Origin of the sequence: Leptospira idonii, assembly GCF_004770995.1 — a bacterium.
GTDB lineage: Bacteria > Spirochaetota > Leptospiria > Leptospirales > Leptospiraceae > Leptospira_A > Leptospira_A idonii.
In genome coordinates, this window is the sequence record NZ_RQHW01000016.1 from 171,128 (window position 1) to 189,994 (window position 18,867).

At 42.6% G+C, this 18,867-nt stretch carries 17 protein-coding genes; 3 read left to right on the forward strand and 14 right to left on the reverse strand.

Going from position 1 to position 18,867, the window contains the following annotated elements; translation table 11 throughout:
- Positions 1–6: 6 nt before the first annotated feature.
- The 3 genes from EHS15_RS05630 to EHS15_RS05640 form a co-directional block, all read right to left on the reverse strand.
- On the reverse strand, positions 7–3,894 hold the full coding sequence (locus EHS15_RS05630) for a PAS domain-containing protein (RefSeq protein ID WP_135759566.1): 3,888 nt from the start codon (positions 3,892–3,894) through the stop codon (positions 7–9).
- Positions 3,895–4,017: 123 nt separating this feature from the next.
- On the reverse strand, positions 4,018–5,082 hold the full coding sequence (mutY, locus tag EHS15_RS05635) for an A/G-specific adenine glycosylase (RefSeq protein ID WP_135759567.1): 1,065 nt from the start codon (positions 5,080–5,082) through the stop codon (positions 4,018–4,020).
- Positions 5,079–5,363, reverse strand: coding sequence for a hypothetical protein (locus tag EHS15_RS05640; RefSeq protein WP_135759568.1), 285 nt, complete (start codon positions 5,361–5,363; stop codon positions 5,079–5,081). Before EHS15_RS05640 ends, mutY begins: the two co-directional genes overlap by 4 nt.
- Before the next feature lie 138 nt (positions 5,364–5,501).
- On the opposite strand from EHS15_RS05640, the gene ispG reads away from it, so the two are divergent.
- Positions 5,502–7,526, forward strand: coding sequence for a (E)-4-hydroxy-3-methylbut-2-enyl-diphosphate synthase (gene ispG, locus EHS15_RS05645; protein WP_135759569.1), 2,025 nt, complete (start codon positions 5,502–5,504; stop codon positions 7,524–7,526).
- 31 nt (positions 7,527–7,557) lie between these two features.
- Here the strand turns inward: ispG and EHS15_RS05650 are convergent, their stop codons facing one another.
- The 8 genes from EHS15_RS05650 to EHS15_RS19055 are packed head-to-tail and all read right to left on the reverse strand — an operon-like array spanning position 7,558 to position 14,981.
- Entirely contained in the window at positions 7,558–8,379 is an 822-nt protein-coding gene (locus EHS15_RS05650) for an LIC_10740 family protein (protein WP_135759570.1), read from the reverse strand.
- The gene (locus EHS15_RS05655; protein ID WP_135759571.1) at positions 8,360–9,484 is read right to left on the reverse strand and encodes an N-acetylmuramoyl-L-alanine amidase; all 1,125 of its coding nucleotides are present in this window, start codon (positions 9,482–9,484) and stop codon (positions 8,360–8,362) included. The genes EHS15_RS05650 and EHS15_RS05655 overlap by 20 nt, the downstream gene beginning before the upstream one ends.
- Positions 9,448–10,980: a DEAD/DEAH box helicase gene (locus tag EHS15_RS05660; RefSeq protein ID WP_135759572.1), complete on the reverse strand. Its 1,533-nt coding sequence runs from the start codon at positions 10,978–10,980 to the stop codon at positions 9,448–9,450. Before EHS15_RS05660 ends, EHS15_RS05655 begins: the two co-directional genes overlap by 37 nt.
- Positions 10,981–10,983: 3 nt before the next feature.
- Positions 10,984–11,793: a class I SAM-dependent methyltransferase gene (locus tag EHS15_RS05665; RefSeq protein WP_135759573.1), complete on the reverse strand. Its 810-nt coding sequence runs from the start codon at positions 11,791–11,793 to the stop codon at positions 10,984–10,986.
- Positions 11,790–13,907 carry a tetratricopeptide repeat protein gene (locus EHS15_RS05670; RefSeq protein ID WP_135759574.1) on the reverse strand — a complete coding sequence of 706 codons (2,118 nt, stop codon included), beginning with the start codon at positions 13,905–13,907 and terminating at the stop codon, positions 11,790–11,792. The genes EHS15_RS05665 and EHS15_RS05670 overlap by 4 nt, the downstream gene beginning before the upstream one ends.
- Positions 13,908–13,913: 6 nt before the next feature.
- Positions 13,914–14,336 (reverse strand): transcription antitermination factor NusB, encoded by a 423-nt coding sequence (gene nusB, locus EHS15_RS05675; protein WP_135759575.1) that lies wholly within the window; start codon positions 14,334–14,336, stop codon positions 13,914–13,916.
- Positions 14,333–14,806 carry a 6,7-dimethyl-8-ribityllumazine synthase gene (gene ribH / locus EHS15_RS05680; RefSeq protein ID WP_167884161.1) on the reverse strand — a complete coding sequence of 158 codons (474 nt, stop codon included), beginning with the start codon at positions 14,804–14,806 and terminating at the stop codon, positions 14,333–14,335. Before ribH ends, nusB begins: the two co-directional genes overlap by 4 nt.
- Positions 14,807–14,831: 25 nt before the next feature.
- Positions 14,832–14,981 carry a hypothetical protein gene (locus tag EHS15_RS19055; RefSeq protein ID WP_167884157.1) on the reverse strand — a complete coding sequence of 50 codons (150 nt, stop codon included), beginning with the start codon at positions 14,979–14,981 and terminating at the stop codon, positions 14,832–14,834.
- Positions 14,982–15,081: 100 nt separating this feature from the next.
- Between EHS15_RS19055 and EHS15_RS05685 the strand changes: the two genes are divergently transcribed.
- Positions 15,082–15,534 (forward strand): SET domain-containing protein, encoded by a 453-nt coding sequence (locus EHS15_RS05685; protein ID WP_135759576.1) that lies wholly within the window; start codon positions 15,082–15,084, stop codon positions 15,532–15,534.
- A 10-nt stretch (positions 15,535–15,544) separates the two neighbouring features.
- Here EHS15_RS05685 and EHS15_RS05690 read toward each other — a convergent pair whose 3' ends face one another.
- The 3 genes from EHS15_RS05690 to EHS15_RS05700 all read right to left on the reverse strand — a co-directional run bounded on the left by EHS15_RS05690 (position 15,545) and on the right by EHS15_RS05700 (position 18,429).
- Positions 15,545–15,742, reverse strand: a complete 198-nt coding sequence (locus EHS15_RS05690) for a hypothetical protein (RefSeq protein WP_135759577.1) — start codon at positions 15,740–15,742, stop codon at positions 15,545–15,547.
- A 417-nt stretch (positions 15,743–16,159) separates the two neighbouring features.
- Positions 16,160–17,746 carry a glycoside hydrolase family 57 protein gene (locus EHS15_RS05695; protein WP_135759578.1) on the reverse strand — a complete coding sequence of 529 codons (1,587 nt, stop codon included), beginning with the start codon at positions 17,744–17,746 and terminating at the stop codon, positions 16,160–16,162.
- Positions 17,746–18,429, reverse strand: coding sequence for a hypothetical protein (locus tag EHS15_RS05700; protein WP_135759579.1), 684 nt, complete (start codon positions 18,427–18,429; stop codon positions 17,746–17,748). The genes EHS15_RS05695 and EHS15_RS05700 overlap by 1 nt, the downstream gene beginning before the upstream one ends.
- A gap of 142 nt (positions 18,430–18,571) precedes the next feature.
- On the opposite strand from EHS15_RS05700, the gene hpf reads away from it, so the two are divergent.
- A complete protein-coding gene (gene hpf, locus EHS15_RS05705; RefSeq protein WP_135759580.1) occupies positions 18,572–18,859 on the forward strand; it encodes a ribosome hibernation-promoting factor, HPF/YfiA family in 288 nt (95 codons plus the stop codon).
- The last annotated feature ends 8 nt before the right edge of the window (positions 18,860–18,867 follow it).

The window sequence follows — 18,867 nt, forward strand, 5'->3', positions numbered from 1 at the left end:
ATTCAATTATCGGATAGATTCGGCAGGAGTTAAGTAAACGCTGAATTTAGTTCTACCAGGAACACTCTCGAATTCTATTTTTCCTCCCATCTTTTCAATGATCTTTTTACAGATGTCCAAGCCAAGCCCGATTCCTTCTCCGTGTTTTTTGGTGGTAAAAAACGGAAGAAAGATTTTGCTTTTGATTTCATCAGGGATACCCTTTCCTGAATCGATGAAAGAAGTGACTATCCAGGAATCTTTTTTCTCCACTTGAATTTCTATTTTACCCTTGTAATCCATCGACTGTAAACTATTATTTAACAGGTTGATCCACACTTGATTCAATTTATTTCCGTTGCCAAGACATCTTTCCGTCGTATCGAATCGTTTTACGATATCTACTCCGTATTTGATCTTCCCTTGATATAAAGTTAGAATGGTTTCAATTTCGGAAATGATATCCACCGGAACAATTTCTTCCTCTTCGTTTTTTCCTCCAGGATTCAGATAATTCTTCAAAGCATCAACAACATGAGAAGCTTTTCCAGTAGCCACTGAAATAACATTGCTTAATCGAGAGATGGTGGAAAAGGAAGAAACCGCTTTCAAAATCTCATTTCGTTTTTCTGTTCGCAAAAGATCGAGTAAATCGTCCCCAAGTTTATACACTCCCGCATCCATCACGGTGTTTGCCACTTTTTCATAATCGGGAACTTGGGCTTCTTTGAACTTGGCAATAAATTCTTTCCTGAGAGCTCTACTGGGAATGTTCTCCAAAAGGGATGCGTCTTTCAAACTTGCCTCCAAAAGAACTCCGAATCGTTTCGTATCCGCTTCGTCCAAACCGGAAAGAATATACGGAATTTCCTTCATGGAAAGGTTCACTATATCCAAAATAGCTCTGTTAGATGAAACAATGGCGCCCAATGGAGTATTGAGTTCATGGGTCATTCCCGCAGCAAGTTGACCTAGTGCGGCCAATTTCTCGGAAGTAAGGAGTTGATCTTGGGTGTCCTGCAGATCTTTCATCACCTTTTTTTGGTAGCCGATCGCTTCCGTAAGATCCTGGTTCGATTTGCGAAGTTCTTCCGTTCTTATATCGATCTTCTTCTCCAAGTTCGCATTCAAGTCTAAAATTGTTTCTTCCGCCTGTTTGTTTTTGGTGATATCGTTCGTAATTCCGAATATTTTTTTGGGTCTGCCGCTCGCAGTTCTTTCGTAGATCAATTCTCTGGAGATCAGCCAGCGCCAAGAGCCGTCTCTATGTTTCATTCTGTACTGATGTTCGATCAAATCCTTGTCGCTCGCTTTTTCGTAACGGGGAATGACCTTCTCCAGATAGTCCTTAAAGTCGTCGGGATGCATCAGATCGGAAATCATCTGTTCTCCCATATTCTTCAGTTCCTCGGAAGAATATCCCAAAACCCTGTGAATTCCGTTATTGCTGTAAACGTTCTTTCTTTCTATGATATCGTATATGTACAAAATGTCCGGAGTGATGTCCAATATGGATTCGATGAATTGATTCCTCTCGAAAAGCCTCTCCTCCATTTTTTTTCTTTCAGTAATGTCCACCATCACTCCTCTAAGCCATTTCGGTTTGCCGTCTATTACGATGACCTTTACTAAATCCCTGAGCCAGACGATCCTACCGTCTTTGCACAAAAACCTATATTCGAAATTATGTGCCTCTAGTCTGTTAGTGGAAGTGACGCAAAAATTCACCGCTTCATCCCTATCTTCGGAATAGATATGATCCGCCCAAAAACCGGGAACCATCCACTCCTCATAACTGTATCCAAGAAGATCCACAGCCTGTTTACTCACAAAAGTGAAATTAAACGTAACAGCATCAGCCTCCCAAACCACTCCGGGAGTCGTATCCACAAGATCCTTAAATTGTTTTTGGCTGTTCCTAAGATCTTCATCCGCCTTTTTCTGAACGGAAACATCTCTGGCGATCCCCACGATCTTTTCCAAAACACCGTCCTCGTTATAGACCAAAAAACCTCTATCGTGAATCCAGCGAATACTTCCGTCCGGTCTTATGATTCGGTATTCTTCGTTGTAGTTTCCGTCAGACTGTTTTCGAAATGCTTCCTCTACTCTGCTCTGTTCTTCGGGATGAATCGCATCCAACCAATCTCTAGGACTTTCATAAAGACTTTCACAGGTTCGGCCCCAAATCGTTTCATAAGCGGGACTTACATAAAACAATTGATCTTGGTTCGGACTGATGATCCAAAATACGTCCTGAATGGTTTCCGCCAATTTACGGAATCTATCTTCGCTTGCCTTTGTTAGTTCGAATGATTCTTGAAGCTGCTCCGCCATATGATTGAACGAAGAGGACAATGCACCCAGCTCAGCAAGTCCACTGGAAGGAACTCTCTGAGTCAAATCTCCCGAAGCAATCGCATGGCTGGCAAGAGAGATTTTGCGCAAAGGTGCGGCAACGATCCCCGCAAGAAGAGTAGCAATTAATAAAGACAAGGTGAGTGAAATTGCGAATATAGTTGCAGATTGGCTGTTTCCTTCCCGAACTCCCGCCAAATAATAAGAGGCGGGCATCACTGTCACTACCAGCCAGTTCTCATTTCCGTCATGACTTTCATAAGGAGTGACTTGGGAAAACCAAGTTTCTCTGGAAAGAGGTTTTGCAGTGACGATATCGAATCGGAACTGAGAGGGAACCTTCAAAAGATCCAAACTTCCGAATTGTTCGTTGATCTTAACGACCGCATTTCGGATGACTAAATCTTCGCATTCTTTCGCATTCCATTCTCTATCAGGATATTCCTCCAAAGAAGAAGCGATTAAAATTCCATTTCGATTCATCACGAACGCTCTTCCGTGTTCTGCGATATTCGTTCTCTTCAAAAGGGAATGGATTTCATACGAACTTTTAGGTCGGTTCGGATTCGACTTTTCCAAATATTCATCTAACAAAAGATTGATGTTTTCGGAAATTTCCTGATGCAGTCTCGAAGCGAGTTTATCTGCGGCAGCCTCAGAACTGCTTAAAGTCAAATAAGCAGTCATACCGACCATGACCAAAACCAAAATGATGAAAGGAGTCACAAGGAACATGCGAATCGGAAGTCCGCTGCCTTGTGAATTTGCTTCCGAAATTTCCCCTCTGCCGCTTTCCCAAACTCTTTCTTTATAACTCAGTAAAACTTCCTTTACATGACCTGGGATTTCCGCCCAGAAAAGTCCGTATTTTCTCGCCAAAGGAAAAGCAACTAACATAAAGAAAGGTGCGATGATCCATGTGATGGAAGTAGTGAAAAAAAGTGCGGGAGTTATGTTTCTATATGAAATTTCGGAAGTGAACTGACCGGAACAAATATATCCCCAAAGCTGAGGTTCGATTCCCATAAAAATCAGAACGAATACGAAATACCAAGCCCAGGTTTTGGCCTTACGAAAATCCGGGTTTCTACCTATCAACTGATAGGCGACCCAGAAACAAGCGGGATTGATGAAATATCCCACGAACCAATCCAATAAAAATTGAGGAGGAACTCCTTCTATTAGATCGGACAGACCGTAAGCGAAGGGAACAGCAAGTAAAGCGGGATAACCGAAAAGAACGATGGAACAGAAAACGGAAAGGTCTTTCACCGATTCGAAAGTCTGCGCTCCGGGAACCAGAACGATAAGAGATCCCAAATAACCCGTGATAAAGATTAAAACAAAAGTAAGAACGACACTAAAAAGAGCCTGTGCATCCCAGGATAATTTTTCTCTCCCGATCCCCCATTTCCCTCCCGGCCGAAAGGTGAAACCTCCGAAAGCGGCCACCATCAGAAAGAGGCCGATGATATAACCGAAACGACCCCAAACTTCCAACAAAGAAAGAGGAATGAACGCAAATACAAATTCCAGCCATTTAATCATCGAATTCATCAAAACTCTCCTCAGAGAACCGCCGAACTTTCTGCGCTGCGGAGAGATCCGAAGCCGCTTATGCCAAATGATCTATCAATCCGAATTTCGAAAGAGTCGGCAACTCATTTAAAGAAATGAATTTTATTTTAGAATCGCATTCAGAGTTTTTTTAGCGAGAGATGAAGGGAATTCCTCTTCTAATTTTTCTTTTTTGACCCATTTCCATTCGATATCCTTCTTCCAAGAAGAGATTTCATCGTTTAATTTTTGTTTATTGAAACTGTTTCCTATCACGAAAAATTTGAATTTATGATGTGTGATCGTATGAGAAAATGTTTTGCCGTAAGGGCGTAAATCGGGAAGAAGAGAAAGTTTACTAATAAAAGGAGAGGTTTCATATTCTTCGGAAGGAAGTTCTCCTTCGAAATAAAAAGGAAGTACGAACATTCCTTTCAAAAAACGAGGACTTTTTTCCTTTACAAGAAGAACTTCATCCCCCGCTTCCATCCAAAGAATCTTAGCGGTCATTTCCAGTTTCTTTTTTTCTTTCGTTCGGATGGGAACCTGATCCGTACGATTTTTAGAAAGTGCGATACAATCCTGCTGTAAAGGGCAAAGAAGACATTTCGGGTTTTCGGGAAGGCAGATAGTGGCACCTAACTCCATCATCGCCTGATTATGATCTCCCGGATATTTCAGATTCAAAAACTCGTCCGCTAAAATCTGAAGTTCCTTGTCCGCATTCGACCCCAATATGTTTTTTTCATAAAGAAACAAACGAGAAAGCACCCTCTTTACGTTTCCATCCAAAACTGCGAAAGGAAGATCGTATGCGATGGAAAGAACGGCTCTTGCCGTGTAAGGACCGATCCCGGGCACTTCCAAAACCTTTCCTAAATCTTTAGGAAAACTGCCGTTATAGTTTTGGGACAGGAAGATCGCACCTTTTCTGATATTTCTGGCTCTGCTGTAATACCCCAGTCCCTTCCATGCGGAAAGAACTTCTTCTTCCGAAGAGGAAGCCAATGTTTCTACTGTTGGAAATTTTTTGATGAAACTTTCGTATAAGGGAAGCATGGCAGCGACTCTCGTCTGCTGCAGCATCACTTCGGAGATCCAAATGGAATAAGCCTGTTTTTTCTTTCTAAAAGTAAGATCTCTCTGGTTCAAAAGGAACCAGGAATATAACTTTTCCTGAGGGGTCAAATTTCGGTGTCTTGAATCGTATAACGAAGATATGTATTACAGGTAGCCTCTTCCGTATAACGAACCAAATCGTAATCCAAACGGGAAGAACGGAAAAAACGGGAATGAGCCAGTCTTTCCCTGATCTCTTGGCGGATGTGGTCTCTTGCTTCCGCCCTTTTGGAATAAAAGGCAGGGGACAAAATTTCGCTTTTGTAGGACAGACTTCCTTCCCTGTAGATGGCGACGGTTACCTGCACCCTGTATTTCCTGCGTAAACTTGACTTAACTTCAGCGCTCATCCTGGTTACTCTGGGATTTTTCTTCCTAAGATGATTTTCGGAAACCGAAGAAAGGAAATTGAACCGTATCGGAAATTTCGAACTGCTTGCCCAAATTTTAGATCCAAAATTTATAGATAATGAGACCATAAGAAATCGATGAATCCCAAATACAACGAATCCCCTTTTTTCTATAAACGCCGCCCTACCCGTGAAGTGAAGGTAGGAGGTTTGGGAATCGGAGGGAATAATCCGATCCGCATCCAATCCATGATTACCTCTAACACTCGTGATACGGAAGCAAGTGTTCGTCAAATTGCAGATTTGGAAAAAATCGGTTCAGAACTTGTTCGCCTAACTGTGCCAAGTCAAGCGGATGCGGACAATCTCCCAGAAATCAGAAAGAGAATGAAGGAACTAGGTCTCAAAGTTCCTTTGGTTGCTGACATCCACTTCACTCCCCAAGTGGCACTCAAATGTGTCGAGTGGGTCGAAAAAGTAAGAATCAATCCGGGTAATTTCGCGGATAAAAAGAAATTCGACATCATTGAATATACGGACCGCGAATACGAAGAAGAGTTGGAACGAATCGAAGAAATATTCACTCCCTTGGTTTTGAGAGCGAAAGAACTGGGAGTCGCCATGAGGATAGGAACCAATCACGGTTCCCTTTCCGACAGAATCATGAACCGCTTCGGAGATACTCCTCTCGGAATGGTAGAGTCTGCGATCGAATTCATACGAATTGCGGAAAGAAATAATTACAAAGACATAGTAGTTTCCATGAAGGCATCCAATCCTCAAGTGATGATCCAAGCTTATCGCCTTCTCGTTTCCCGATTTTACGAACTGGGAATGGATTACCCTCTTCACCTAGGCGTAACAGAAGCAGGTGACGGAAAAGACGGTAGGATCAAATCCTCCATAGGAATCGGATCCTTACTGGAAGAAGGGTTAGGCGATACCATAAGAGTTTCCCTTACGGAAGATGCGATCCACGAAATCCCTGTCGCAAAGGAATTGGTTCGTAAATACAACTCTGCTTGGAAAACGGAACAAGAAAAAACTTTCCAATCCCAATCGAACCACACTGCATATTCCGAATTTCGAGATCCTTACGCTTATTCCCGCTTTTATTCAAGAGAAATCAAAATCGGAGAAACAGGTTTGGGAGATAAATTCCCCGTCCGCATCGAAACTGAATTCAGTTTTTTCGGGCCGGAATCCGTTTCTGAAATCACAACTTTGAATTTCAAAGGGAACAGGTCGGGAAGAGAAAATGAAATCGTATTTTTTTCCTTAAAAGACGAGTTCGCACTCACCGCACTTGCCTCTTTGAAAAAAAGAAATCAAATCCAGAATGCGATTTCTTTCCAACTGAGCGACATCCTAACATCGCAATACGAAAGTTTTGTGGAAGAAATATATTCCCTACAAAAATGGGTGGTGAATCCCTTTTTGTTCTCCGAAAGTGCGAATGAAACTTCGGAAAGAGACGTTTTTCTGGACTTTGCAGCTCACTATGCAAAAGACCATAGATCCATCGAATTCTGCCTGGAAGAGGATTCCTTTTCCCAAATCCCTTCCCTCTTGAAAGAATGCAGAAAAAGAAAGATGGAAAATCTTTCTTTTTCCGTTTCCAATTCGGAGTTGAGTTCGGTGCGTAAACTTGCCTACCTTCTAAAAGACTCCGATTTCCCGATCGTCCTTTCCGGCAGTTACAAAGACAAAGAAGAAGCTATGTATTTGGCCTCCATTCATTTGGGAGGTTCTCTGTTAGACGGAATCGGAGATTCCATTCGTATACGCCTGGAAGAACCGGATCCGGAAACGACCATCGATCTTACTTTCGACATACTCCAAGCAACCAGGCTCAGACTGACAAAAACGGAATATATTTCCTGTCCTTCCTGTGGAAGAACCATGTTCGATCTTCAATCCACCACTGCGAAAATCAAATCCCATACGGGCCACCTAAAAGGTGTTAAAATTGCTGTAATGGGATGCATCGTAAACGGGCCGGGGGAGATGGCGGACGCAGACTTCGGTTATGTAGGAGCGGGGATCGGGAAAGTGCACCTTTATAAAGGAAAGGAAATCGTAATGAAGGGAGTGCCGGAAACGGAAGCTGCCGACAAACTCATAGAACTCATCAAAGACAATGGAATGTGGGTGGATCCTTAAGATCCACGCTAAAAGATTGTTTGAATTTCTATTATTTCCGGTTCTGATCGGAAGAAAAATCGTATCCTGCTAACCCCGGATACTCTCTGGTTTCTCCATTTAACTTATGTTGAATGGTTTTCAGTTCCGGGAAATTTGCAAACAATGTGGAATCAATCGCACGGAAACTAACTCCTAGAGCGGTCAATTTTCTTTGGCGAGTCACCTCTTCGCTTTCTTTCGGCCCGGAAGATTCTCCGCCGGAATAGTAAGTGATCGTATCTTCAGGAGCATTCGCATCGTCTTCCGATTCCAAACTGCTCACGGAAAGTCTAGGGAGTCGGTAAACATTCATTACAGATTCCAACATCTCTTCGTTCCAATCCAAAATCAAAACTTTACCTTCGCTTCTAAACCAAACATTCTTCAGAGAATAGTGAAGATCCAAAAGTTTTTTAGGAACAAAAACAATTCCTTGGATCTCAGGATTTTCTTCCGGGAGAAAATAAGGAGGAGAACCGACTTCTTTCACCAATTGATATACGAAGGAACTAGGATTCTCATCCGCCAAGATCTTGCGATTGACTGCGATCTCTTGTTCCGCTCCGTCTGAAATGGTTACCTTGTAATAGGACCTTGGATCGTGGCTCGGCAATTGAAACACATTGAAAGGAACCAAAAGGTTGAATGGATTTTTTTCCGCCAAGATGAAGAATGTAAAAAAGAGAAGAAGGGAAAACCAGGAGAAAAATAGAAAAATAAACTCGGGAGTGGTTTTGTCTTTCCCCGTTCCTATGCGGTAAAATTGACTTCCATAGACTTCCGCCTTTTCTTTTACCACTGCGGAATATTCTTTAATCTTTGGATGAAGCATAATGATGAATTCCTTTGATGATACTTCGTGCAATTTTTTTCTGAAAGTTTTTATCTCTTAGGATTTTACTTTCTTTCGGGTTTGTCAAATAGCCCATTTCTACGAGTACCGCAGGCATAAGGCTTCCTCGCAAGACAGAAAAATCCGCCTTTTTAACTCCTCTGGAAGAAATCAAACCGGTCATCCCCTGATCGTATTCCGCTTCCACGGATTCCGCCAATTTTTTGGATCTCCTTTGAGTGACACTGGAAAGCATCTGGGATTGGATCGCCTTTACATTCGCATCCGAATGGGGAGAAATGAATTTGTTTTCCACGAGTGCGGTTTCCCTTGCCTGTTCCGTGCTGGGACTTTGAGAAAGATAATAAATTTCGAAACCGTCCGCTTTCTCATTCAAGGAAGCGTTACAATGTAGGGAAATAAAAATGGAATCCCTGGTATCTTTCAGAAGGGAGTTTGCCTGTTTGGAACGATCTTCCAATTCGATAAAAACATCCGTTTTGCGAGTCAATACCAAACGAATTTCGGGATAATATTTTCTAAGATACAAATAGAGATACCGGCCCACCGCCAAACTTACGTTCTTCTCGAAGTTACCGTCCGCATCGGAAGTCCCCGGATCTTTCCCTCCATGGCCTGGATCGATGATGATCGCCTTCACATTGATGTTTCTTTTGGGAGCGGGTTCTTTGGGAATATCCAGCAGAAGTTCGGAATCCTTAAATCTATATCTCAAATCGTAGGAAACCAAATTCAAAAAAACGGATTCCACCAAATCGATGGGAAGATACAGATCTCCGTTTTTCAAAAGAGGAGGTTTTGCGATTTTGAGAATTTTGCCGTCCAAAGTATAAAAACTGGAACCGACTCGAAAGGAAATTTTACCTTGAGGAGTCTGTAAATTTCCCACAAGTACGGATTCCCTGGTTTGAAATTTAAGTTCGGGAAAAAGAGGGCTTAAGTCGGAAAAAGAAACGAACTCCCCTTTGCCATACAGGGGAAGTTTTACCGTTTCTGCGTTTAACCCGCTATAGGTGAAAAAGAAAAGAATGAAAAATCCGAAACGGATCAGCCTTTTCCAAAAAATGAGAGAATTCGTTTCCAAAGCGATTTTTTCTTAGTCGAAGATTTCGGTTTTGCGTCGATATCGAATAGGTTTCTTCTGGATTTATCGTTTGTTTGGTGACTTGGACCGGAGAAATCATTTCTTTTGTTTCTCTCCTGATGAGAACCTTTGCTCGATTTTTTATGAGAAGAAGGATGTTGTTTTCCTTCCGTTTTGGTATGATGTTCGTGGCTCATCTTAGCAGGAACATGAGAATTCGTTTTTTTCTTTTCTCGATCTCTCTTGCCTCTGCCTCTTTGTTCTCTGTCTTTCCCTTTTCTTTCTCTCTCACCTCTTCCTTGGTGTTTCTTTTCCCCCGGAATGGTTTCTTCCGGAAAGGCAGGAGTGAATTCGCCTACAGGGAATTCCAAGTAGGATTCGTTCACTTCCGCAACAGGGATTTTAGAGTTCAGATATTTTTCGATTCTTTCCAATTCGATATAATCGGTTTCGGAGCAGAAGCCGATGGAACTTCCCTTTCTTCCTGCTCTGGCAGTTCTTCCGATACGATGCACATAGTTCTCCGCATCTTGAGGAAGATCGTAATTATAAACAACGTCTATGTTTTCGATATCGATCCCTCTGGAAGCGACATCCGTAGCGATTAGATATTTGTATTTTCCTTCTTTGAAATCGCGTAAAAGGCGGATTCTTTTTTTCTGATCCAATTCGGAAGAAAGACCAGTCGCAGTAATTCCGTAATTTCTAAGACTGGCTACGATCTTAGGAATGTTCATTTTATAGTTCGTAAAAATAATCCCCAAACCTTCGATAGACGAACTCAAAAGTGAATTCACCAAGTAAGGAAGTTTTTCCTCCCTGCCCAAATGAAGAAGTGTCTGGTCGATTCTCTCAGTGATCACCTTCTCCGGGTTGATATGAACTTCGATCGGATCGTTCAGATATTTGCCGGCAAGCCTCACCACTTCATAACTGAGAGTGGCGCTGAAAAGAAGGCTTTGTTTTCTGTTTTTACATTTATGAAAGATGTATTTCAGGTCTTGAACAAAACCCATATCGAACATTCTGTCCGCTTCATCTAACACAACCACTTTGACGGCTTCCAAAGAAAGGCCGTGATTTTTTACGAAATCGATGAGTCTTCCCGGAGTGGCGACGATGATACACGCTTTGTTTCCCAAAGCTTCTTCTTGTGATCTATAATCGGTTCCACCGATGATGGTGGCGACTCCGTAATCGGTGAACTGAAGCAACTTTTTCGCTTCTTCTCCGATCTGAATAGTGAGTTCTCTCGTAGGAGCAAGCACCAGGGCATAAGGAAGTTTTTCCTCTTCTTCACTGGTGAGTAACCTGTGCAAGGTGGGAAGAAGGAAAGCCATCGTTTTTCCCGTTCCCGTTTGTGCGAGTCCGGTAAGATCGTTTCCTTCCATAGCGAAAGGAATGGATTTCGCCTGGATGGGAGTGAGTTCGGAGTAACCGATTTTATCTAGGGCTTTTTGAAGCAATTCGTGGAAAGGTAGTTCTGTAAATTTCATAGATTATAGTTTTTGTGCTGCGACTTGGATCGTGTCGCCGTAACAGAAGTGATTAGAGTAAAGTTTGTAACCCCAGTGAGGAAGTCTACCTCGTAGACCAAGATCTCGACTTTGGTGATAGGACATAGGCCTAGCATATTTGACTTTCAAGCCGAGGATTGACAAGAGTTTTTTAAGAGAAGCCAAATCATAATCGAAAAAGTGGTCCTCAGGATGTGTCTCAAACCAGTGTTTCGGGTTGGTTTGAAAGCTAGGGCCAAAAAAACAGGGAAGTCCCAAAAATAAAACCCCGCCGGGAGCCAGCCAATCGCCCAATCTTTCCCAAATGGAATCGATCTCGGAAATATGTTCAATGACGAAGAAAGCAGCGATCACATCCCAACTGTTTTTATAAGTTTGCGAAGGAATCTCTAAAATCGATTTTTGTTCCACATCCAATCCCAGTTTGTTTCTGGAATATTCCGCTTCTTGGCCGGATAATTCGAATCCTTTTCCGATAAAACCCGCCTTCTCCGCTTCATGTAGGAAAAAACCTGCGGCAGAACCTATTTCCAATATCTTTTTGCCGGCAAAACCTTTCCCGGAAACGCCGAATACGGATCGTAAAACATCGATTCTACGACTTGCCATATTTCTAAGATTGGACTCGTCTTCGTAATAGGTCTTTTTGTATTGAGACTTGTATTCTTCCATAAAATAGGAATCACCGTAGTCTCTGTGTTTCGCCTTTTTGTATTTAAGAACGCCAGTGTTTGCGCAAATATCGTAATATTCACCAAACACAGTATGATTCCGAAAGGAAAACAAACTCAAAAGAAAGTCCGTTTTTTGGATTCTAAAGCTTTTTCATACTGAGCTCTTGCCGCTCTTTTGTTTTCGTAAGCTTCCGTTAGGCTAGGATTCAAATCGATTGCAGTTTGAAATTCCTGAAGAGCTCTTTTGAATTCCTCGTTTTTAAAATAACAAACTCCCAAATAATTATGAGCTTTAGAGGATACGGAAGGAGATACGTCCGAACGAACGATCACAGTCAATTCGTCGATCGCCTTTTCTCGATCCACAAGAGAACCTGAGTCGATGAGTATTTTGGAAAGAACCAGCCTGGATTCCATATCTTCCGGATCGATATGTGAAGCTCTCATCGCTTCTTCTTTTGCCTTACGGGAAAGGGAAGCGTTTCCGCTGTTCGCATAACTAGTCGCAAGTTTACGATGAGCCAGTTTGATTTCTTTGGAATCTTTGGAGTGTTCCAAAACATAAACCAAACTTTTTTCAGCGGACGGATAACTCTTAGTTTGGATATAAGCATCCGCCAATTTGAGTCTGGCTTCGTGCAGATCTTGTTTTTCCGCAAGAACGGATTCGTATTCAGCAATCGCTTCCGAATAGTATTTGTTCTCCAAATAATAATCCGCGATGGCCAATCGGGAAGGAATATGATTCGGATCCAGAGCACTTGCCTTTCTCAACTCTTCGATCGCTTTCGTAGGCATTCCCGCATGAAGATAAGCGATTCCCAAATTGTATCTTGCGGATAGATTTTTAGGATTGAGACCGATCGCTCCTTCGAAGGATTGAATGGATTCGGAGAATCGTTCCATTTCGTCCAAAACGATACCTAAATTCACGAAAGCGGTTTCCGTATAACTATCCCCAGGTGTCATTCGAATGATTCTGCGAAATAGATTTTCTGCCTCAACAAGCTCCCCTTTTTTATAATAAAGTTCGGAAAGAGCAAATAAGGAATCGATGTCATTCGGTTTTAGCAGAATCGCTTTTTTCAAAGCACCTATGGCCAAAGAAGACTGGCCCATAGAAACGAATGCTTCCGCAATGTAACGGTAGATTTCGGGATCGGCAGGATTAGAATCCAAAGCCTTTTGAAAATATCTGGCGGCTTCCTGAGCATCCTTTCTTTTGAGAGATATAAGACCCAAATTGTAGTAATTCTTCGCTTCGCTCGGTCTCAGTTTCGCCGCTTCCCGGAAATAATATTCCGCACGGTCGTAGTCCTCTCTGGAATAAAAAATGGAACCTAGATGACCGTAAGAAAGTGCCGCCACATTTGAATTAGGTGACGAAAGCGCAGCTTTTTGGAATTCTCCGATCGCTTCCGGGATCTTACCTTGTTTCAAATAACTGATAGCCAAATTATAAGTCAAAGTAGGATCATTGGGCGCCAATGCCTGCCCTTCCTTATAAGCTTCTATGGCAGCGACAGGATCTCCAATCTCTTGGAACAAGTTTCCGCTGAGAAGAAGGACTCTAGGATCGTTAGGTGCCAGTTCCTTCGCCTTTGCGGCCGCCTTTCGAGCTTCCTCATAACGGGAAGAATGTTTGAAAGCAAGAGCCAGATTATAATATGCGAAATAGTTTTTAGGATCGTATTGAATCGCTTTCTCCAGACGATCCGTAGCATAGACATATCTTCCCGCATCCAGAAAGATGGCACCTAGCACAGTATAAGCGACGGATTTTTCTTCATCCTTCCCCGGAGAATTTAAAAACTCCTCACAGACAAGAACCGCTTTTTCCGTGCTTCGGTTGTAATACAAATTCAGACATTTGGCGAGTGCCGGATTTACTGAATCCTTAGGAAGATAGGACTGATCCAAAAGGATGTCCAAAGACTTTCGATCGCTTACGGGAGCGGATTTTAATTTTTGGGAAATCTCATCCGCATCCGTTTTTTTGAAGATATAAAAATACCAATAGGCTCCCGTAAAAAGAGCGGCGATGAGAACGATCAGAGTGGACCAAAATAAAAAGGAAAGAACCGGCTGATTGGCTTCGGTTCTGGAGGCATAAGTAGACTCCTGCTCTCTTTCCTCCAATTCACGAAGGTAAGGATCTTCCTTATAATAACTCGGTCCGGAGCTTTTCCAGTCCTCTTCTATGCGAAACCTATTTCTTTGGATCGGATCCATTTGCCCCTAGCCGGGAGATTTAGGCAGAATCTCTTTTTTGTAGAAAGCATCTAACAAACCGTTGATAAAATGAGCCGATTCTTCGGTTTCGAATTCCTTAGTCAACTCCACTGCCTCATTGATGACGACAGGAGCCGCCAAAAAAGGTTCTTTTTGGAGACTGAGGATCGAAAGTCTCAGAATGCAGCGGTTCACAACGGAGATCCGCGACAATTCCCAATTTTCGGAATACTTCTTAATTAGAGTATCGATCTCTCTTCGATTTTCCACCACCCCTTTCACAAGAAAGATGGCGTAGTCTTTTTCTTCTTTGGTGATTTTTTTGTCATACCAGTCGAACTTCATGGCTCGAGCCGGTTCCGTCCCTACCAGATCGATCTGATAGAGACACATAAGTGCCAGCGATCTCCCTCTATGACGGGAACTCATCCGATCTCACGAAATAGATTCGCCATTTCGATGGCTGTAGTTGCTGCCTCATAACCCTTGTTTCCCGCCTTTGTTCCGGCTCTTTCAATGGCTTGCTCGATGGTTTCTGTGGTGATGACCCCGAAAATCACAGGAATTTGAGAATTTACGGAGAGGTTTCCCACTTTCGCAGACTCGCCTGAAACCAAATCATAATGAGAAGTTGCGCCCCGAATCACAGCACCTAGGCAAGTGATTGCGGAAAAAGAGTATTTTTTGGAGTTTAAAACTTTGGCAACTGTAGCAGGAAGCTCGTAAGCACCTGGGACATAAATCACTGTGACATCGTTTTCTGCCACACCGTGTTGGCGGAAGGCGTCAAGAGAGCCTTTCAGTAAACTTTCTGTAATGAATTCGTTGAATTTAGAAACGATCACACAATGTTTTTGTCCGTTTCCAATTCTGTTTCCTTCGATTCGATTCTGTATCATGTAATTCCACTCTTTCCTGAGGGTCTTATTTCGCAAGACGAATGACAAGGGTGATTTTTCCTTCCGGATTCTCCACCACTTCAAAACCGTCTCTTTCCAATGCTTTTTTGGCTCTGTACATAGCCAAATTGACAACTTTATCTTGAGAAACATCCTGCATCTTTTCTGGAAACATAAGTGACCCTCTACGAAACAAGATCGGCCGTAGAAGAGTGCGTTCTTGAATCGCAATGGCTTTACAAAGTAGAAATGATCCCGAGTTATGTCCTGTAGGCATGAAAAAGAAAGAAATCTCTTCCAAGAAAAAAGGAAAGAGCCCAAAAAAAAGAAGACCGGTAGTTTACACCGAAGCGGATTTTATCGTGAAACCTTCCTCGATTCCGGGAATCGGAATGGGACTCTTCACCAAACAAGCACTATATAAGGGAGATACGGTCGGATATTATACGGGAAAAATCATCACCGACGATGATGCAGAGTCCCCTAAATACATCGACTCCAAATACCTGCTCTGGATCTGCAAAGACTGGTGGATCTACGGAGAAGGAAAACTGTCAAATTATACCCGTTATATCAACCATTCGGACAAACCGAACCTGGAACTAGTAACATCGGTTCGATGGAAAACGGCAAGGTTCAAGGTTTTGAAAGCAATCCCTGAAGGCGCAGAAGTGTTTTTCAATTACGGAAAAGACTACTGGGATAATGTAGACTTCAAACCGAAATAAAACAAAAGCCTTAGAGAATGTGATTGTTGTGCTGGAGCCTGGATTGGGAAGGGCTCGGGCTGTTTTTGTCCAGCTCCTCCGCATAACGGATAATAGAATCCCCCAAACGGAACCTTTCGTCGTTTTTTTCCCTATAGGAAAAACTGCAGACCAGGAAATTCACGCTGAAGAAGACAAGAGAGAGAACCAAAGGCAATCGAATCGACATAGAATTCCTCCTGACAATCCAAGCATTTCCCCCACCTCTACCTTGGCAAGCAAATTAGAATCATTCCAAAGATAGGCCTGAACGAACGCCTCGCACCGATTGAAGTAGAAATATTTTTTTTATACAACTAAAAACCATTTCGAGCGGTGAAGAAGGCAGGGATGCCGGAGTTCGGGAGTCGAAACAGGAGGTTTCGCGACCGAGAGCTGGAAGTGATTTTTAGTTTGGTCGATCCGTGGGATTAGATTTTGAGAGTATACTATCCCCGCCCTAATCAATGGGTGGGGATATCCACCCGCCACCCATTGCGCTCCATATAGCACGAGTTTCGTGGGAAGACAAGCGTTGTTTGTTGTTTGAAAGTTTTTTTTAAATTCTTTTCACCTTTTTGCCCGTTTTTTGGCACAAAGCTAGGTTTCAGCAAAAATCGGAAATCTGCACATCCGGGAAAATGTTATGCTCTTTCTCGATGGATTCCAATTCATCCTCATCAATGGAACCTTCTTCCAACATGGACTTCAAATAAAGAAATAAATTTGCATGAACCCTTGTTCTGCGGATTGCATACTCCACCATCGTCCCCGTTTTCATAATGAATGCCCAATCAGAACTTTGTAAAAGCAAAAGTTCTCTTCCCATTTGTTTCAAAACCCGAATCGTAAGAGGATCTTTGCTATCCTTATACTGATTCGCTTTCTCCTGCATGTCGATGGAAAGAGAATGGATATGAGGGTAAATCCATTCATTGGTTCCGTTCAACCAAACATCTCCGTAACCGTTTTCTCCCCAACTGGACATCTTCATACGAACGGATTGAATTCTAGGAAGAATGCGGATCGCATCCAAAGGATGAGCGGTTTGAATCACGGATTGATCGAAATGAATTTTTTTGAATAAAAACTCAATGAACTGAGGACCCTCATACCACCAGTGACCGTATAACTCCGCATCATACGGGGAAACGATGATGGCAGGTTGTTTGTTTTCCGAATACAAACTCTCCGCTTGCCGCATCCGATTCCTTAAAAAATCCTCCGCATGATTCCCGCAGGCTTCCATGGCCCAATCCGGATGATACCATTCCTTATAAGAAGTTTTCCCCGTGATTCGATGGTATTTGATTCCCGTATTGATTCGAATTCCGTTGGAATGAAGAAACGGCTTGATGTAATCGAATTCCAAATCGTGGCCGATGTCTCTGTAATATTCCCTATATCTATAATCTCCCGGATAACCGTCGATAGAACTCCATACCTGTCTGGAACTCTCCGGGTCTCTTCCGAAAGCGAACACTCCGTAACCTACCTCTACGGGAGCATGAACACCGAACATAGGTTTGGGAGAAGAATGAGTGACTCCGTGGGTATCCACGAAAAAATACCGAAACCCTTCTTTATCCAGGAAGTCTTCCAATCCGGGAAAATACCCGCATTCGGAAAGCCAGATACCTTTAGGATCCCTTCCCCAAATTTGGCGGAAGGTTCTTCTTCCGTTTTTCAACTGGGAACGGACTATGCTAGGCTCCGATTCATAAAAAGGAAGAAAACCGTGAGTGGCAGGGCTAGTGATGATCTCCAAATTTCCGCTTTCCAAAAAAGGCAGAAACTGTTTGGTCAAATCCCCTTTCGTTTCTTCGAAAATTTCCAAACTATTTTCAAAATGAGAAAGATAACGATTCGCAAGATACGCAAGATGATCTTCCCCTTTCGTTCGTTTGGTCTCTTGTTTTGCCAAAGCGATTAGATTTCGAATATAAGAACGAAAACGATCCTGCAAATACTCGTCCACAAGCATGGAAGAAAGAGTGGGAGTGAATGACATAGTGATCTTAAAAGGAATATTTTCCGATTTCAAATTTCGAAAAACTCTCAAGAGAGGAATATAGGTTTCCAAAATGGCTTCGTTCAGCCAATTCTCTTCGATAAATGGTTTTTGGTAGCCGGGATGTCTAACAAACGGTAGATGGGCATGGAGCACTAGAACCAAATACCCTTTCGGATGCATTACATCCCTCCTATAGGAAGGGAAAAAGAGCCTCCGGAAGAACCGACAGGACGGATCGCAGAAAAGCCCTCCCCAGGAACAGGGTTGTCCGTAAAATAAAAATGACCTTCCTTGTTTTGTTTCACCCAGCCGGTTTCGATCCATGTAGGGTGGATCCAATTTTCATCTAACTGAAGTGATTCGACCCCGGGAGGAAGATCCCCCGATTTGGTCTCCAAAAATAATTTCATCTTTCCGGAAAAAACGGCGAACAGATTGGCCTCGATTTCCCGAACGGGGAAAGTAAACTTACAATAGTAAGATTCCGTAAAAGGTTTCAAATCGTACCATGCTTCCTGCCTGCTTCCTATCAAATTCAAATATTGAAGTTTTAATTTAAAATGAACTTCTTCCGAAGAGGAAGCACCTAATTCTTCCCGTAAAGAATCGAAATGTTTCGCATTCCCCTTCCAAAACACAAAAACCTCGTTCGGGTTTCTCAATAGAACTTTGATCATATCTCTGTCGGGGGAAGGAATCGGCTGGGAAAATTTAGGATTGGAATAAATAGGAACGATTGTTTTTTTCTTGGACTCCTTCTTTAGGGAATCCGCTTGAGAAAGGGAGGAAGCCGGATGGGAACCGACCTTAGGCTCGGTGGATTTCCGGGAAGGGGAAGACTTTTTATTTTCCTTCTTGGTCATAGAGAATCAAAATCTTACTATCCTTCGCAGAGATTCCTCTTACAGTTGTAGCTGTCTAAAAGAGGATGCTTCAATTCTTTTTTATTTGACTCTTGTTTTTTTTCATTATGATGGAAGAATCACACCTATTTAAGGAACAACCATGAAGATAAATTACACTTGGAAACATCTCGATCGTTCCAATGCCGCAGAAACATACGGCAATGAGAAATTAGAGCGAGTCACAAAATACGTACAGAAAGTAATTTCCTGCGACGTATCGTTCGAAAGCATACATGGTTCCATTCATTCCAATCTAAAACTCAATGCGGACGGAAACCATTTCAACGCGCATAATGAAGATAAGGACATCTATGTCTGCATCGACGGTTTGGAAGATAAAATCCTTTCCCAAGTCAGCAAACACCACAACAAAAAGACAGATCGTTAATTCTAAAA

Bases quoted from the DNA above. Each gene is read 5' to 3' on its own strand.
- EHS15_RS05630 (WP_135759566.1), bottom strand. From the start codon at position 3,894: ATGAATTCGATGATTAAATGGCTGGAATTTGTATTTGCGTTCATTCCT.
- EHS15_RS05640 (WP_135759568.1), bottom strand. From the start codon at position 5,363: ATGAGCGCTGAAGTTAAGTCAAGTTTACGCAGGAAATACAGGGTGCAG.
- ispG (WP_135759569.1), top strand. From the start codon at position 5,502: ATGAATCCCAAATACAACGAATCCCCTTTTTTCTATAAACGCCGCCCT.
- EHS15_RS05650 (WP_135759570.1), bottom strand. From the start codon at position 8,379: ATGCTTCATCCAAAGATTAAAGAATATTCCGCAGTGGTAAAAGAAAAG.
- EHS15_RS05660 (WP_135759572.1), bottom strand. From the start codon at position 10,980: ATGAAATTTACAGAACTACCTTTCCACGAATTGCTTCAAAAAGCCCTA.
- EHS15_RS05670 (WP_135759574.1), bottom strand. From the start codon at position 13,907: ATGGATCCGATCCAAAGAAATAGGTTTCGCATAGAAGAGGACTGGAAA.
- nusB (WP_135759575.1), bottom strand. From the start codon at position 14,336: ATGAGTTCCCGTCATAGAGGGAGATCGCTGGCACTTATGTGTCTCTAT.
- ribH (WP_167884161.1), bottom strand. From the start codon at position 14,806: ATGATACAGAATCGAATCGAAGGAAACAGAATTGGAAACGGACAAAAA.
- EHS15_RS19055 (WP_167884157.1), bottom strand. From the start codon at position 14,981: ATGTTTCCAGAAAAGATGCAGGATGTTTCTCAAGATAAAGTTGTCAAT.
- EHS15_RS05685 (WP_135759576.1), top strand. From the start codon at position 15,082: ATGAAAAAGAAAGAAATCTCTTCCAAGAAAAAAGGAAAGAGCCCAAAA.
- EHS15_RS05690 (WP_135759577.1), bottom strand. From the start codon at position 15,742: ATGTCGATTCGATTGCCTTTGGTTCTCTCTCTTGTCTTCTTCAGCGTG.
- EHS15_RS05695 (WP_135759578.1), bottom strand. From the start codon at position 17,746: ATGCATCCGAAAGGGTATTTGGTTCTAGTGCTCCATGCCCATCTACCG.
- EHS15_RS05700 (WP_135759579.1), bottom strand. From the start codon at position 18,429: ATGACCAAGAAGGAAAATAAAAAGTCTTCCCCTTCCCGGAAATCCACC.
- hpf (WP_135759580.1), top strand. From the start codon at position 18,572: ATGAAGATAAATTACACTTGGAAACATCTCGATCGTTCCAATGCCGCA.